Annotated in this window: 10 protein-coding genes, 5 tRNA genes and 1 pseudogene; 9 read left to right on the plus strand and 7 right to left on the minus strand. The window is 57.2% G+C overall.

Going from position 1 to position 15901, the window contains the following annotated elements:
- Positions 1–143 precede the first annotated feature (143 nt).
- From FVV99_RS07900 to FVV99_RS07920, 5 genes and pseudogenes are all read right to left on the minus strand, one after another.
- A pseudogene (locus tag FVV99_RS07900) lies at positions 144–371 on the minus strand (Nramp family divalent metal transporter); the annotation flags it as partial.
- 144 nt (positions 372–515) lie between these two features.
- Entirely contained in the window at positions 516–4466 is a 3951-nt protein-coding gene (locus tag FVV99_RS07905) for a hybrid sensor histidine kinase/response regulator (RefSeq protein WP_148253499.1), read from the minus strand.
- 74 nt (positions 4467–4540) lie between these two features.
- Positions 4541–5056: a hypothetical protein gene (locus FVV99_RS07910; RefSeq protein ID WP_148253500.1), complete on the minus strand. Its 516-nt coding sequence runs from the start codon at positions 5054–5056 to the stop codon at positions 4541–4543.
- Positions 5057–5156: 100 nt separating this feature from the next.
- Complete coding sequence (locus FVV99_RS07915; RefSeq protein WP_148253501.1) at positions 5157–6953, minus strand: sodium:solute symporter family protein; 1797 nt, start codon at positions 6951–6953, stop codon at positions 5157–5159.
- 6 nt (positions 6954–6959) lie between these two features.
- Positions 6960–7220 (minus strand): DUF4212 domain-containing protein, encoded by a 261-nt coding sequence (locus FVV99_RS07920; protein ID WP_148253502.1) that lies wholly within the window; start codon positions 7218–7220, stop codon positions 6960–6962.
- 557 nt (positions 7221–7777) lie between these two features.
- On the opposite strand from FVV99_RS07920, the gene FVV99_RS07925 reads away from it, so the two are divergent.
- From FVV99_RS07925 to ttcA, 3 genes are all read left to right on the plus strand, one after another.
- Positions 7778–9595, plus strand: a complete 1818-nt coding sequence (locus FVV99_RS07925) for a putative nucleotidyltransferase substrate binding domain-containing protein (RefSeq protein ID WP_148253503.1) — start codon at positions 7778–7780, stop codon at positions 9593–9595.
- A gap of 26 nt (positions 9596–9621) precedes the next feature.
- Complete coding sequence (locus FVV99_RS07930) at positions 9622–10239, plus strand: 3'-5' exonuclease (protein WP_148253504.1); 618 nt, start codon at positions 9622–9624, stop codon at positions 10237–10239.
- A 63-nt stretch (positions 10240–10302) separates the two neighbouring features.
- Positions 10303–11190, plus strand: a complete 888-nt coding sequence (gene ttcA / locus FVV99_RS07935) for a tRNA 2-thiocytidine(32) synthetase TtcA (RefSeq protein WP_148253505.1) — start codon at positions 10303–10305, stop codon at positions 11188–11190.
- A gap of 106 nt (positions 11191–11296) precedes the next feature.
- On the opposite strand, the gene fnr is transcribed toward ttcA, so the two are convergent.
- A complete protein-coding gene (gene fnr, locus FVV99_RS07940) occupies positions 11297–12037 on the minus strand; it encodes a fumarate/nitrate reduction transcriptional regulator Fnr (RefSeq protein WP_148253506.1) in 741 nt (246 codons plus the stop codon).
- 239 nt (positions 12038–12276) lie between these two features.
- Here fnr and FVV99_RS07945 point away from each other — a divergent pair.
- From FVV99_RS07945 to FVV99_RS07965, 5 genes are all read left to right on the plus strand, one after another.
- A tRNA-Val gene (locus FVV99_RS07945) sits at positions 12277–12352 on the plus strand.
- 37 nt (positions 12353–12389) lie between these two features.
- Positions 12390–12466: transfer RNA gene (locus tag FVV99_RS07950), tRNA-Asp, on the plus strand.
- A gap of 55 nt (positions 12467–12521) precedes the next feature.
- A tRNA-Asp gene (locus tag FVV99_RS07955) sits at positions 12522–12598 on the plus strand.
- Positions 12599–12635: 37 nt separating this feature from the next.
- Positions 12636–12712: transfer RNA gene (locus FVV99_RS07960), tRNA-Val, on the plus strand.
- A 3-nt stretch (positions 12713–12715) separates the two neighbouring features.
- Positions 12716–12792, plus strand: a tRNA-Asp gene (locus FVV99_RS07965).
- Between the two features lie 45 nt (positions 12793–12837).
- Here FVV99_RS07965 and FVV99_RS07970 read toward each other — a convergent pair.
- Complete coding sequence (locus tag FVV99_RS07970) at positions 12838–13770, minus strand: alpha/beta fold hydrolase (RefSeq protein ID WP_161598978.1); 933 nt, start codon at positions 13768–13770, stop codon at positions 12838–12840.
- Positions 13771–13801: 31 nt separating this feature from the next.
- Here FVV99_RS07970 and FVV99_RS07975 point away from each other — a divergent pair, with 31 nt between their 5' ends.
- Positions 13802–15871: an NADPH-dependent 2,4-dienoyl-CoA reductase gene (locus FVV99_RS07975; RefSeq protein WP_148253508.1), complete on the plus strand. Its 2070-nt coding sequence runs from the start codon at positions 13802–13804 to the stop codon at positions 15869–15871.
- The last annotated feature ends 30 nt before the right edge of the window (positions 15872–15901 follow it).

Below are 15901 nucleotides of genomic sequence, written 5' to 3' on the forward strand. Positions count from 1 at the left end.
GGACCCAGCGAGGGGGGAAGATCCCAAGCACCGATAAGCACCCCCGGAGCTCGCCCCGTGCCCTGCTACTCGGTCCTGCCGAGGAATTGACGCATCGCTTTCACCGTTTCTGCACTACAGTGATGCTCGATACCTTCCGAAGTCTGTATCAGCATTGCCATTAAATTGGCACTTAGCACCACCCAAAGCAGGGCATAGCCGTAGCGCGACCCAGCTTCAATGTTGGTGGCAAAGTTGCCGGGATCGACATAGGCGACAGCGGCGATCAACGCTGGGCCGAAGAAGGGGGTCCAGCCCCAGGGGCGGCGATGGCCACGGAGAGTGGATGCCGCCTTGCTGCGGGTGGCTTGATCGGAGATGGCGGAAAACATCGTGCTACATATTAACCTTGGTTAACGAATAGTAAGCATGTTAACGAAGCGTCGAGGCATTGCCTAATAGCCTCTTTGTGAGTTCGGCGATTGGCCGGGTTTATCGACACAGTGCGCGGAAGGATGGCGGAGTCGATCGACCGCTCATCCCTCCTGGCGGGCAGCACGATTAGCCTGCAACGTGCGTGTGAGAAGTGCACGCAACGCTGCCGGACGAACGGGCTTGAGTAGTATCTGGTAGCCGCTGCGCTTGACTTCTTCGGCAACTTCTTCGGTACGGTCGGCGGTGATGACAATACCGGGTACCGGCCCGTCGAAACGTTCGGCAAGGGCGTCGAGTGCCATCAACCCAGTGACTTCATTGTCGAGGTGATAATCTGCCAGGATGGCGTCCGGATCACTGTCGAGGTGGCGCAGAATGGACTTGGCCCCGCCGATGGAGGTGGCGGTAAAGACTTCACAGTCCCACCCGCTCAGCATGGCTCGCATGCCTTCCAGAATCAGCGTCTCATTGTCGATGCAGATGATGCGGGCTCCGGCAAGCTTGTTACCGGCACGACGGGTCGGTGTCTCGTCATCGTTCGCTGTGCTGGCGCCGGCGGCAACGATGGGCACACTGATGGAAAAGCATGTGCCCACGCCCTCCTTGGAACGCACATGAATGGGATGTTCAAGTACACGGCTCATGCGATCGGCGATCGAGAGTCCCAGTCCCAGCCCTTTTTCACTTTCCTTGTGGCGGGTGCTCTGGTCCAGCCGGCGGAATTCCTGGAAGATTTCGGAAAGCTTGGATTCAGGAATGCCGGGACCGCTGTCCCAGACCTCGATGGAGAGTCTTTCGCCATGACGGCGACACCCGAGTAGTACCCGTCCATGCGGCGTATAGCGGATGGCATTGGAGAGGAAGTTCTGGATGATACGTCGAAGCATCTGGGCGTCGCTGTCGACCCAGAGATGGGGGGAGATCACGACGAGGTCCAGACCTCGTTCCTCAGCCATGACATCGAATTCCGCGCGCAGTGGACGGAAGATATCGGTCAGGGCGAAGTGGCTGCGACGCGGCGTCAAGGCACCGGCATCGAGCTTGGAAATATCGAGCAGGGTGCTAAGCAGTTCTTCGGCGGATTGGAGTGAATTATCGATGTGGCCGATGGTCTGGCTCAGATCGTCGACGTCGGTTTGCTGCGAGAGCGCCGAGGTGAACAAGCGTGCCGCGTTGAGTGGCTGCAGCAAGTCATGGCTGGCGGCAGCGAGGAAGCGTGTCTTGGACGTGTTGGCATCCTCGGCGACCTGCTTGGCTTGGCGCAGTGCCTGTTCGGCTTCAGCACGAACCCGGTTTTCCTGGCGTAAGGCCGCATTGGCCTCGGATAGCGCCTGGGTTCGTTCGCGCACGCGCTCTTCCAGGTTCTCGTTGGTTTCCTTGAGCGCGATTTCCGCCAGTCGCCGTTCGGTGATGTCCTGATACAGGGCGAAAAAGCCCAGAATTGAGCCACTGTCGCCGAAATGGGGCGTATAGGTAACCAGCAGATAACGTGTGCCATCCTCATCGTTGCGCGAGATTTCGAAGCTGACTCGCTCCCCCTCCAGAGCCTGGCGCATCCACGGTTCCCGTGCCTTGCTGATGGCCACCGGCATGACGTCATCGAATCTTTCGCCGATGACGGCATTGCGGTCGACATTGAAAACCTGCTCATAGGCGCGGTTGGTAAAGAGGTAACGGCACTCCTTGTCAAAGTAAGCGATCAAGGCCGGGACATTATCAGTGTAGATTCGGATGTTGTTCTCCGAACGAATCAGGGCTTCTTCGGTACGTTTTTGTTGGGTGATGTCCTGATAGGTGTAGACAAACCCACCACCGGGCATGGGATTGCCCTGAACTTCGAGAACCGTGCCATCCTGACGATAGCGGACATATCGGTGAGGCTGGCCTTGGCGAATGTTGTCGATCAACAAGTCGACATGCTCTTCCGGGTCGCCAGGACCGTATTCGCCATTATGAGCGTTGTAGCGGAATATCTTGTCGATCGGGGCACCGACGCGAATCAGATGGTCAGGGAAGCGGAACAGTTCCAGGTAGCGTTGATTCCATACTACCAGGCGTAGATTCTGGTCGACGACACTGATGCCCTGGTTGATGTTTTCGATGGTGGCCTGTAGCAAGGCGCGGTTGAACTCGAGTACCTGGGATGCTTCATCGACGATGGAGATGACATCGGAGATTCCGATACCGCGCCCCTGCAGGGCGGAATTGACGACGATACGCGCTGACGAGGCACCCAGTACCGAGGCCAGGAAGCGCTCGGTAAACTGGATGACATCGATCGAGGCACGCGTAGTGTCCTCCAGGGGGTTTCCGGTACGGCGACCATAATCCTCGAACGCTCTTTCGACCTGGTTGGCACTCAGAAAGCGTTCGCATAGCACTTTGAGATCACCCACCGTCGTGGCCCCGGTCCAGGGGCGATTGACTGAAGTCTGGCGGGTCTCGACGCTATCCACGAACAGTGATGCCTGGATTCGCTCGACGACCCGTTGTGGTGTCATCTGGGAGACGAAGATGTAACCGAACAGATTGAGTCCCAGTGATAGCATGACGCCATGGGTGAAGCTGTCACCGATATTGAGTCCGAAGAGCCGGGTGGGCGATAGCCATTCGATACCCAGGGGGCCACCCACTAACCAGGGCTGTGGCAAGACGCCAGCGTTGACCAGAGTAGGCAGCAGTAGCGTGTAAGCCCAGATGGCGAATCCGACATTCATGCCGACGATGACGCCGATGCGATTGCCACGTTTCCAGTACAACCCACCGAGTAATGCCGGGGCGAATTGGGCTGCAGCGGCAAATGACAGCATGCCGGTCGATGCCAGGGTACTGAATTCGGCGATCAACTGGTAGAAGCCGTAAGCCATCGCCAGGATGACGATGATCGTGAGCCGGCGTGCTCGCAGCACCAATCGCCCGTAGTCGCGAGCCTTGGTATCGAACCAACGTAGACGGAACAACAACGGGATGACGATCTCGTTCGAGATCATGATCGAGATGGCCACGGCCGCAACGATGACCATGCCGGTGGCGGCCGAAAATCCGCCGATGAAGGTCAATAGTGTCAGCAGGGCATTGTCGGTGGCCATGGGAATCGCCAATACGAACGTATCGGGATCCACGTTGCCTTCGGGAAACAGCGTGAGACCGGCGGCCGCGAGCGGCAGTACGAAGAAACCAAAGGCCAGCAGATAGAGTGGGAACAGCCAGCGTGCCTTGTTGGCGTCATCGCGATGGGTATTTTCGACGACTGCCACGTGGAATTGCCGTGGCAGGCACAGAATGGCCAGCATGGCGAGGAGTGTCTGGGCCCAGAAGCTGCCACCGAAGCTTTGTTCGGCAAGCTGCTGTTGCAACTGCATGTAGTTGTCGGCTCGGCCCAGCAAGTCGCCGAGGCCATCGAATAGCCCCCAGGTCACGTAAGCACCGAGCAGCAGGAACGCTGCCAGCTTGATCAGCGACTCGAAGGCGATCGCCTGTATCAGCCCTTCATGGTGTTCGGTGGCATCGGTGTGTCGTGTCCCGAAGAGGATCGCGAACAGTGCCATGACGGCCGCGACATAGAAGGCAGTGTCACCGAACAACGGGGTGCGGGTCACATCCGATGTATCGGTGAGCACCATGAAAGCGGCGGAAACGGCTTTCAACTGTAAAGCGATATAGGGGAGCGTCCCGATGAGGGCGACCAGGCTGGCGAAGGCGGCCAAAGACTGTGTCTTGCCATAGCGGGAGGCGATGAAATCCGCAATCGACGTTACGTTTTGATGCTTGGCGACGCGAATCATCTTGGCCAGCACCGGCCAGAACAACAGGAACGTCAATACCGGGCCGACGAAGATACTGGCAAACGACCATCCAGAGGTGGCCGCTTCCCCCACGGCCCCATAGAAGGTCCACGAGGTACAATAGATGGCCAGTGCCAAGCTGTAGACGACGGGCCGTCGTTGGCTGGGGCCATGCGTTTGTGCATGGCGGTCGCCACGCCAGGCGATGGCAAACAAGATGCTGATGTATAGCAGTGAAACGGCAATGAGTAGCCAGCCTGAAAACATGCACTCCCCCTTGTGTCTGCGACCATTCTAGGGCAATGCGCAAGCCGGTGGCAGTAGGCGTGGCGGTTTGATCGTCAGGATGGCGAACACACGACTTCGTACAGCTCGCTGGACGCATCGACATGGCGAAGCTCGACAGTATCACGCTGCTCGAATTCATCGGTGAGCGGCAACATTTCCTGGGCGGAACAGTTCATCAGGTAGGCCTGATGGGAGACCTGGTCCGCTGGCTGTTTTTCGAAGCGATAGAGAATGAATTCCACCACTTGCTGGCCATCGGTATTGGAAAGGGTCAGTCCCTCGCGATCCACGACATTGAATGCTGTGGTCATGGGATAGATATAGGTCCAGGGGCGCCAGAAGACGGTGTTCTGGTCGCTGGAAACCACGTGAGCCGAGTCGGGGAGTTGGGATTGCTTGTGATTGAACCAGGAGTACTCATAATGAATCTGGTAACCCAGCATACCCAGACCAGCAAATGCCGGTATGATCCAGCGTGGCAGTCGTTTGCCGCTGACGAGGCGCAGCAGCAATGCGACGCCTGCTGTTGCCAGTCCGGCAAAGAGTGCTGCAATCAGATGCCATATCATAGATCAATCATCCTGACAGTCATCGGGCTTCCCGGAGGAAGCCCGATGGTGTTGTGATTCCATGTCCCCGGTGGGGAGTCGTTAAGGAATCGAGTATGACTCAGTGACCGGTTGCAGCACCAGCACCCTTGGGAGAGCGGACGCTTTCCACCAGATCCTGGATCTCCTGTGGAGGCTCTTCTGTCACATTGGCGACCAGGAAGGCCACGGTGAAGTTGATCACTGCACCGACGGCACCGAAGGAGAGCGGGGAGATACCCAGCATCCAGTGCTCCGGCGTATTGGGCAGCATGTTGGTTTCCGGGATGAAGAACCAGCCCAAATAGGTGAAGATGTACAGCAGTGTCGCAAGCAGGCCTGCCAACATACCGGCGACCGCGCCCTTGTTGTTCACGCGTTTGGAGAAGATCCCCATCATCAGGGCAGGGAACAGTGAGGCACCGGCGATACCGAAGGCCAACGCGACCGTTTGGGCCGCAAAACCGGGGGGATTCAGTCCCAGGTAAGTGGCGACCAGAATGGACCCGGCCATGGATATCCGTGCCGCGAGCATTTCTCCCTTTTCGGAGATGTTGGGGTTGATCATGTTACGGATCAGGTCGTGACTGATTGCCGATGATATCGCCAGCAGCAGCCCGGCTGCCGTGGAGAGTGCAGCGGCGATGCCGCCAGCGGCGATCAAGCCGATGACCCAGCCTGGCAGGTTGGCGATCTCCGGGTTGGCCAGAACGAGAATGTCGTTGTTGACGTTCAGTTCGCTGCCTTCCCAGCCCCGTTCTTCTTCCGTGTCGGCAAAGTCTTCATTGCCGTCGTTGTAGAACTGGATACGGCCATCGTCGTTCATGTCCTCGAACTCGATCAAGCCGGTTTCTTCCCAGGTTCGAATCCAGTCTGGTCGTTCTTCGTAGCGGATCGGATTGGTGGCTGCCTCGTCGTAATTTTCCACCTGCCCTGCCATATCCGGATAGACGGTGGTCATCAGGTTCAGCCGTGCCATGGAGCCGACAGCCGGTGCCGTGACATAGAGCAGGGCGATGAAAACGAGTGCCCAGCCGGCCGACCAGCGTGCATCCGCCACTCTTGGCACCGTGAAGAAACGAATGATGACATGAGGCAGCCCGGCGGTCCCGACCATCAACGACAGCGTGAACAGTGTCATGTTCAGCTTGTTGTCGACGTCGGCCGTATAATCCCGGAAGCCGAGGGCATTGACGACATCATCGAGCTTCTGCAGCAGTGGTACACCGGATTCTGCATGTGTGCTGAACATCCCGAACATGGGAATCGGGTTATTGGTCAGTTGCAGAGAAATAAATACTGCGGGAATGGTGTAGGCAATGATCAGTACGACGTACTGAGCTACCTGAGTGTAAGTGATGCCTTTCATGCCCCCGAAGACGGCATAGAGGAACACGATCAGCGCTGCGATCCAGATACCCAGTGTATTGCTTACCTCGAGGAACCGGGAGAAGGCAACGCCGGCTCCGGTCATCTGCCCGATGACGTAGGTCACCGAAGCGACCACCAGGCAGATGACTGCGACCAGTCTGGCGGTACTACTGTAGAACCGGTCACCGATGAAATCGGGGACGGTGAACTTGCCGAACTTGCGTAGATAGGGTGCCAATAACATCGCCAGAATGACATAGCCACCGGTCCATCCCATCAAGAAAGTCGAGTTGGCATAACCTCCGGAGGCCAGCAAACCGGCCATGGAAATGAATGAAGCAGCGGACATCCAGTCAGCAGCGGTTGCCATACCGTTGGTGACGGGATGTACACCACCACCCGCTACATAGAAGTCCTTGGTCGATCCGGCGCGTGACCAGATCGCAATACCAATGTAGAGGGCGAAGGACGCACCTACGAACAATAGGTTGATTGCAAACTGACTCATGCTGGTTTACTCCCCGAGGCCGAATTTTTTGTCCAGCCGGTTCATCTTCCACGCATAGAAGAAAATGATACCGATGAAGGTCAGAATCGACCCCTGCTGAGCGAACCAGAAGCCCAGGTCCGTCCCTCCGACAGGAATGCCTGACAATAGTGGCCTCAGTAAGATGGCGAAGCCATAGGACACGAGAGCCCAGACGATCAGGCATCCGGTGATCAGGCGAATGTTCGCCTTCCAGTAAGCGTCGGCATTGGTTTTGTCATCAGCCATTGTATCGCTCTCCATTCGTGTTTTGAGTTTTTAGATCGTTGTGAGAGTTAAGTGGTAGTCGAGAAAAGCAATAGCATGTATAGAATACGTTTCGACATACAGTCATTGATACGAAGGTAGTGCACCAAAATATCGATATAGACTATCGTCTAGGTGCGATTCCTTCATGGTTTACCCTGCATGAAACATGATTAAGAGTGGTCAATAGGTGGGTAAAAATAAATCCCATACTTTGGTATCACGCTATTATTGAATGTTAAGTTTGTTTTTATTAATCGATATAAAACATATAGTTATGTGTTGTTTTGGTTATTTTTGAATACGGATTGATAACGGGTATAGGACTATTGTCTATCCCGTTAAGCTGATGAAAGGTGATGGCGGGAGTCGTGCATAGAACGATCGTCTATATATTACTGGTAATGGTAGCTTTGCTATTCTGAAACGAGAGTTGGCATTCATGCATGCTGCCATGCCGCATCGCTGGAGTCCTACCGATGCCAAGGCTGGTTTGCTCGTCGGGTAACGCCGGGGTAGGCGCATAACGGGGCACCATCATGGTCGATATCGATCTCTCGCAACCGCCATTCACCTTGCTCGATGAAACTGGGCGAGAGTGGGTGCGTGGCGGCGTTGACCTGGCTTATTTCGATAACGATGAGATTGTTCTCGATGCTGGGCAACCCGGTGAGTTCGTCTATGTGATTCACAAGGGGGAGATTGCCGAACTGGACACATCAATGTCGCGGTCTCAGGCACGCATAGGTCATTACACGACCGGTGACTTGTTCGGAGCCATCAGCATTCTGAACGGGAAAAGTCGTTATCGCTTTCAGGCGGAACAGGAAAGTCTCTGTTACTTGCTCCCCAAAGCATTATTCGAGCAGTTGTGCGATACGTACCCAGCCTTTGCGGAATTCTTTCGTCAGCGTTTGTCCGAGAAAGCGCGACTGTTGACCGAGCATCGTACCCAGGGTGGCGTGACCATGGCCGGTTTTATGCTGGCCAGTGTCAGTGAGTGCATGCGCAACCCGTTGGTGGTGAGTTCTCAGACCAGTATCGCCCAGGCGGTCGCTGAGCTTAACCATAGTCAGGCCGATAGCCTGCTGGTTGGTGAAGGGCACCGCTTCGGAATGGTAACCAAAACCGATTTGCTCAATGCTCTGGTGGTCGAAGGAGTATCTCAGGAGACTCCGGTCTTGACGATCGCCCATTTCGCGCTTGTCAGTGTCAGGCCTGACCAGTATCTCTTTGAGGCATTGGTCGATATGACTCGACATCAGGTCTCTCGTGTCGTGGTCACTGAGGCTGATAAGCCGGTCGGCGTCGTGGAATTGACCGACGTACTGAGTTATTTCTCCAGCCGTAGTTATGTCGTCAGCCTTCAGGTCGAGCAGGCAACCAGCCTCGATGAACTCGTACGTGCCAGTTCGCGTACACCGGAGCTGGTGCAGGCGTTGATGGCGCAAGGCGTCAAACTGCGTTTTGCCATGGGGCTCCTGGGAGCGCTCAACGGGCGAATCATGGCCAAGGCATGGCGTTTTCTCGTCGACGAACCATATTGTGATCGCACGTGCCTGATGGTGATGGGGAGTGAAGGGCGGGGCGAGCAGATTCTCAAGACCGATCAGGATAATGGTCTGATTCTGCCCGACGATCTTGAATGGCCGGACTGCCGCCAACGTATGGACGCCTTTACTGACGTACTCATTCGTATGGGGTATCCCCCTTGTCCAGGCAACATCATGGTGTCCAATCCGGCCTGGGTCGGCACGCAGACCGAGTGGCGGCAACGTATCGACCGCTGGGTGGCGCATCGTGACGGCGATAGTTTGATGAACCTCGCCATCCTTCTCGATGCCCATGCCGTCGCTGGCGATGCGCGTCTGCTCGAGTCGTTGCGGGAATCACTATTCGCGAGCTGCGCCGGCAATGAACTGTTGCTGTCCTACTTTGCCCGCACCGCGCTGCGCTTTTCCACGCCCTTGACACTGTTCGGCACCCTCAAGAAACCCCAGCATGGTATCGATATCAAGAAAGGTGGCATCTTTCCGATCGTGCATGGTGTCCGCACTCTGGCACTGGAGCGAAGCATTCATCCAACCTCTACCCTGGATCGTCTCGAGGCGCTGGTTGAAGACGGTCGATTGGATGCGCGTTTTGCGGATGATCTGGGAGAGGCGTTGTCACTCTTCACAGAGTTACGACTCAGACAACAACTCGAGCGATTGCATGATACGGAACCTGAACAGCAAGACAGTCGCTTGGTCGTGCAGCAATTGTCCTCTCTGGAGCGGGATCTGCTGCGGGAAGCCCTGCACATAGTGAAGGATTTCAAGCAGCGCTTGTCGCACCGTTTTCACTTGGAATACTGATGGGATAAGGATAGGGAGTCGGAACGATGCTGAGGACGCTACGGCGCGCTGCAGACCGTCGCCGTCAAGCAGGCGGTGACTTCGGGTGGCTGTTCAATCCGTATACCGGTAACGAACTGGTCGCGATCGATTGTGAAACGACCGGATTGGATCCTCGACGTGCCGAACTGGTATCGATCGCTGCGGTGACGATTCGTGGCGAGCGTGTCATTACCAGCGAGTCCCTGGACCTGCGTATGCAGTGTCCGGCAAGCCTCGATGGCGACTCGATTCGGATTCACGGCCTACGCAGCGTCGATCTTGAAGGCGGGGAATGCGTCGGCGACGCACTTGCCAGATTGATGGACTTCGTGGGTAATCGGCCGTTGCTCGGTTGGTGTGTCGAGTATGATGTTGCGGTGATCAATCGACAGCTACGGCCACGTTTCGGTTTCGATCTTCCTAATGCCCTGATCGATGTCTCCCATCGCTATGCTCGGGAGATGCGTCGTAAACATCCCGAACTCGATCCGGATAGAGGGTTCGAATCGATGGCTCACATGCTGGATGTTCCTGTAATGGGGCGCCATACGGCACTCGGGGATGCGGTGACGACGGCCTTGATGTATCTGCGTCTGCAGCGTCGGGTGCTGCGCGTCGGCTGATAGCTGACGACCCAGGGTTGTGATGGTAGCATATACCCCCATTTCGACAGTGACGCTGCGAGCATGTCAGAGACTATCTCCTCGGAGGCCTCGACCCAGGCTTCCGCCGCTGCCAAGCAAAAGCGCGAATTCAACAAGTTGCAGAAGCGCCTGCGTCGTCAAGTGGGTAATGCCGTCATTGATTACGGCATGATTCAGGATGGCGACAAGATCATGGTGTGCCTTTCCGGAGGCAAGGATTCCTATACCATGTTGGAAATTCTGCGGAGTCTCCAGCGTAACGCTCCTGTGTCCTTCTCGCTGGTAGCGGTCAATCTCGACCAGAAACAGCCAGGGTTCCCGGAGCATGTGCTGCCTGAGTATCTCGATGGAATTGGCGTTGACTACCATATTCTCGAGCGGGACACCTATTCGATCGTCAAGGAAAAAACGCCGGAAGGGAAGACGACGTGCGCTTTGTGTTCCCGTCTTCGTCGGGGCTCCTTGTACGGTTATGCTGAAGAGATAGGAGCGACCAAGGTGGCGTTGGGGCACCACCGTGACGATATCCTTGAAACGCTGTTTCTCAACATGTTCTTCGGCGGCTCTCTCAAGTCCATGCCTCCCAAATTGCTTTCCGATGATGGCAAGAACATCGTCATCCGTCCGTTAGCATACTGCCGTGAGGCCGATATTGCCGAGTTTGCGCGCCAGATGGCATTCCCGATCATTCCCTGTAATCTGTGTGGTTCGCAACCGAACTTGCAGCGTCAACAGGTCAAGGAAATGCTGACGGAATGGGGAGCCAAGCATCCTGGGCGGCTCGAATCCATGTTCAAGGCGGTGACCAACGTCGCGCCTTCGCAATTGGCCGATCGTGATCTGTTCGATTTCGCCGGCCTTGAGGACAAGCAGCGGCAATGGCGCGAGACGCGCATCGATGCCCTGGATCTTGGAAGCGACGTTCAATGACGCGTGATAGAGAGGATAGATAGGGACGCCGTTGTTGCTCGAATCGCTCAGCGACATCGTCTTTTTCCTGGTGCGCTGCATTGAACCCCGATGTTGTCTGCTTTTCTCAGGCGTCTCCACCGCCTTCCGCTAGCCGTTCCAGTGCTGCCATATCCAGGATATTGACCTCGCGGCCGGCAGTGGCTACCACGCCGCGTTGTTGAAAGCGGCCGAGAATGCGGCTTACCGTTTCGACGGCAAGGCCAAGGTAGTTGCCGATATCGCCCCGCGACATGGACAGCCGGAAACTGTAAGGTGAGTAGCCTCGCCGTCTGAAACGATTCGACAGGCTCGTGAAGAAGCTCGCCATACGCTCGTCAGCGGCCTTGCTGGACAGTAGCCGCAACATGCGTCGGTCGTCGCGCAATTCCTTACTCATACTTCGATATAATTGCACGCGCAACTCTGGCAGCTTCTCCGACAGAGCATCCAGACGATCGAAGGGGATTTCGCAAACGGTCGTGGTTTCCAGCGCATAAACGGTGCCGGGATACGTCGTGTCGTCGATGGCATCGAGTCCTACCAACTCACTGGGCAGGTAGAAATTGGCGACCTGTTCATCGCCTTTCTCGTTGATCACCTGTTTCAGACTGCCTGAACGTACCGCAAAAACGCTGGTAAACGGAGCGCCCTGATGAATCAACGCATCGTGTTTCTTCAATGGAGCCCGGCGTCGAATGATGGCATCGAATTGATCCATGTCGGACAACTCGAGTGCCAGCGGGAGGCATAACGAACTGAGACTGCAGGTACGGCACCGTGCCTCATGCAAGCGTGCATGACGTGATGCGAGTACGGTGTCTGGCATGATGGCCTCCCGGCGTCGGGGTTTCTCGATACATTATGGGGGAGGGAGTGCGTTTGGCAAAGTGTCGTTTGGCAGGTGGCTGGTTGACGTCAAATCGACAGTGTCGCAATGGCGTTGTCAGCACTGGCGGGTCGTTGTGTCAGGGGCTTCCAGTTAATGGCAGTGCGAATGGCATGAAGTTAAGCAAAAAGCGTTGACTTTCGAGGGTGTGCCTGTAGAATGCAGCGCCACGTGACCGAGGGTGGTTAGCTCAGTTGGGAGAGCACCAGCCTTACAAGCTGGGGGTCACTGGTTCGAACCCAGTACCACCCACCATTCGTTGAATGGCGCTCGATTACGTAGAGGATTATGCGGACCGGTAGTTCAGCTGGTTAGAATGCCGGCCTGTCACGCCGGAGGTCGCGGGTTCGAGTCCCGTCCGGTCCGCCATCCCTCATTGTGTCTTCGTATGCCGGGTTGAGGCCTGTAGCCGAGATCGTCATGCGGACCGGTAGTTCAGCTGGTTAGAATGCCGGCCTGTCACGCCGGAGGTCGCGGGTTCGAGTCCCGTCCGGTCCGCCACATACGTATGACGCTTCCTTCCTGCTTGACCACTGATGGGTGATTAGCTCAGTCGGTTAGAGCACCAGCCTCACATGCTGGGGGTCACTGGTTCGAGTCCAGTATCACCCACCACGCGGACCGGTAGTTCAGCTGGTTAGAATGCCGGCCTGTCACGCCGGAGGTCGCGGGTTCGAGTCCCGTCCGGTCCGCCATTTTCGGATGCCTGGATCCCGAGTCAGTGGACTCGGGGTCGTTCGTCATGCCGACTGGCCCATGTCTGTACTTTGACTCTCGAACCACATCGGTAAATAGGGGAATACCTCGTCGATCGCCCGTGGATGGGTCAGCATGTCGAGATGCCCATAAGCGCGGGAGAACCCCTGAGCTTGGCCAAGGATGATTCGTTGTTGCCGATGTGGACCGCACTCATCGGCAAAGCGTGCAACATCATCGGGATGACCGAGGGCTCGATCGGCAAGACCCGCCAAATGCAGGGTGGGTGGCAGGCCACCATCGGCCAGGGCGGCAGCGTAGTCGAAGGCGTCGCGCGTATCGATCCACGGGTGACGGCCGACCCAGGCCGCCCCTTGGCGATGGCTACCGGCGTATTCGTCATCGCTGCCCCAGTGCAAGGCGCGTGCTGGCACATAGCCGCAGACCTGACGTATCAGGGGCGCGATACCTTTCCATATCAGGTCCACATAGAGCAGTCGCTGAAGTGTACGACAGTGCACACGACGCTTGGCACCGAAGTAGACTTGAGTCGTTACCTGATGTCGTAATGTCGGAAAACGCGCCAGGCTCGATGCCGCCAGCACGCCGCCCCAGGAGTGAGCGACCAGGTGCAGAGAGGGCGCCTTCGCTTCCGCCAGACAGGCCTGGATCGCCGCCGGAATCTCCTCAATGATGACATCGCTCTGCTCGATGGGAACGCCGCGGGCGGGACGAGGGGGTGCCTGGCCACGGCCACGCTGATCCACGACGAAGACGTCATAGCCCTGATCGGCCAGCCAGGGAGCCAGCCCTTTACCCGAGCGGCTATGGAAAATGCGCCCGGACTCGATGGCACCGTGCCAACACAGCACCACACCACGTGCGGGGTCGTTGCGGCAGAAACGCGTCAAATGTAGTGCGCCCGGGTCAAGCGAGAGGCTCTGTGTTACCGGGTCGAGGCGGTCGTGCATAGGCATGCCAAAGGGCTCCTTGGTGACTGGACTACACATGGCGACGCAACTGTCATACAGTTGTTTGAATTTCAGTGCAAGCGAGACCACGACCGTGACTGAGTATCCGCGACTGTTCCGTCCCCTCGACGTGGGCCATCTGACATTGCCCAATCGCATCTTGATGGGTTCCATGCATACGAACCTTGAAGAGGCGCCGAATGGTTTCTCGAGACTGGCGAGCTTTTATGCCGAACGGGTGCGTGCCGGTGTCGGGCTGATCGTGACCGGTGGTATCGCCCCCAATGAGCAAGGTGCGGTCTTTCAGGGCGCGTCCAAGCTGACCAACGCCGTGGAGGCTGCTCGTCATCGCGCAGTCACAGCGGCGGTTCATGAGGCGGGAGGACGGGTGTGTCTACAGATTCTGCATGCCGGGCGCTACGCTTACTCTCCTGATTTGGTAGCACCCTCGGCCATTCGAGCGCCTATCAATCCTTACACACCGCGTGAACTGTCCGCCGACGACATCGAGACTCACATCGAGGACTATGTGCGTTGCGCCGCCTTGGCTCATGACGCTGGTTATGACGGCGTCGAAGTGATGGGGTCGGAGGGCTATCTGATCAATCAGTTCGTGTGTCGGCGCACCAACCACCGTCGCGATGAGTGGGGTGGTGATCTGGAGCGTCGTATTCGGTTCCCCGTCGAGATCGTGCGGCGCATTCGCGAGGCCGTGGGCAGCGAATTCCTGCTGATTTTTCGCCTCTCGATGATTGATCTGGTCGAGGAGGGAAGTACCTGGCAGGAGGTGGTCGTCCTAGGGCGTGCGATCGAAGCGGCGGGGGCCGACCTCATCAATACCGGAATTGGCTGGCATGAGGCCCGGGTGCCGACCATCGTCACCAGCGTGCCCAGGGCCGCGTTCGCTGAAGTGTCCAAGCGTATGCGAGCGGAACTGACGGTGCCATTGATCACGACCAATCGTATCAATATGCCGGAGGTGGCTGAGCGAGTCTTGGCTGACGGCGATGCTGACATGGTATCCATGGCGAGACCCTTCCTCGCCGACCCTGATTGGGTCAACAAGGCCTGGGAAGGCAGGCCGGAAGAGATCAACACCTGCATTGCCTGTAATCAGGCCTGCCTGGATCACACGTTTCAGGGTAAGTTGACCTCTTGTCTGGTCAACCCGCGGGCGTGCCATGAAACCGAGCTTGAGATCCGCGTTGTCGATACGGTGCGCGACATTGCCGTAGTCGGTGGCGGGCCTGCCGGTATGGCCACGGCCATGACAGCGGCACAGCGTGGCCATCGGGTGACGCTGTTCGAGCGGAGTAGCGAGTTGGGTGGTCAGTTCAACTATGCTCGTCGTATCCCTGGCAAGGAGGAGTTTAGTGAGACGCTGCGTTACTACCAGGTAATGCTCGATAAATACGATGTCAGGGTGCACCTGAATCGTGATGCCGACGTCCAGAGTCTCAAAGCCTATGATGCCGTGGTCCTCGCCACGGGGGTCAGGCCTCGTGAGCTGGAACTGCCCGGTATCGACCATCCGCGGGTCATACGTTATCCAACGGCCATTCTGTATCCGGAACGCGTCGGGCCAAGTGTCGCCATTATCGGCGCTGGCGGAATCGGTTTCGATGTCGCAGAGCTGCTGAGTCACGCCGACCGGCCGACGCTCGATCCCGAAGCATGGTATGCGGAATGGGGGGTGGATCTCGGGGTGCAGAATCGGGGAGGGCTCAAGACACGATCACAGCCTGTTTCGCCACGCCGGGTGGTGTTGTTGCAGCGCAAGACCAGTAAGCCCGGTAAGGAGCTCGGTACCACCACCGGATGGGTGCATCGGACATCGCTCCGGCATCGGGGAGTCGAAACCCTGTCCGGCTGTGACTACCAACGGATCGATGACGACGGACTGCATCTGCATGTCGAGGGCGATCCGCGGTTGTTGCCGGTCGATAGCGTCGTTGTCTGTATCGGACAGGAGCCCGTCAGGGAGTTGTATCAACCACTCGTGGAGGCACACGTCGATGTGCATATGGTCGGTGGTGCCTGGGAGGCGACGGAGTTGGATGCCAAGCGTGCGATCGACCAGGGGACCCGCTTGGCTGCACGGCTCTGAGTGACCACACGGTGAGGCAGGTGCGACGTG

Source organism: Aidingimonas lacisalsi (assembly GCF_008079445.1).
Classification (GTDB): Bacteria; Pseudomonadota; Gammaproteobacteria; order Pseudomonadales; family Halomonadaceae; genus Aidingimonas; species Aidingimonas lacisalsi.

Bases quoted from the DNA above. Each gene is read 5' to 3' on its own strand.
- FVV99_RS07975 (WP_148253508.1), top strand. From the start codon at position 13,802: ATGGCGACGCAACTGTCATACAGTTGTTTGAATTTCAGTGCAAGCGAG.
- FVV99_RS07920 (WP_148253502.1), bottom strand. From the start codon at position 7,220: ATGGCTGATGACAAAACCAATGCCGACGCTTACTGGAAGGCGAACATT.
- FVV99_RS07930 (WP_148253504.1), top strand. From the start codon at position 9,622: ATGCTGAGGACGCTACGGCGCGCTGCAGACCGTCGCCGTCAAGCAGGC.
- FVV99_RS07970 (WP_161598978.1), bottom strand. From the start codon at position 13,770: ATGCCTATGCACGACCGCCTCGACCCGGTAACACAGAGCCTCTCGCTT.
- ttcA (WP_148253505.1), top strand. From the start codon at position 10,303: ATGTCAGAGACTATCTCCTCGGAGGCCTCGACCCAGGCTTCCGCCGCT.
- FVV99_RS07925 (WP_148253503.1), top strand. From the start codon at position 7,778: ATGGTCGATATCGATCTCTCGCAACCGCCATTCACCTTGCTCGATGAA.
- fnr (WP_148253506.1), bottom strand. From the start codon at position 12,037: ATGCCAGACACCGTACTCGCATCACGTCATGCACGCTTGCATGAGGCA.
- FVV99_RS07915 (WP_148253501.1), bottom strand. From the start codon at position 6,953: ATGAGTCAGTTTGCAATCAACCTATTGTTCGTAGGTGCGTCCTTCGCC.
- FVV99_RS07905 (WP_148253499.1), bottom strand. From the start codon at position 4,466: ATGTTTTCAGGCTGGCTACTCATTGCCGTTTCACTGCTATACATCAGC.
- FVV99_RS07910 (WP_148253500.1), bottom strand. From the start codon at position 5,056: ATGATATGGCATCTGATTGCAGCACTCTTTGCCGGACTGGCAACAGCA.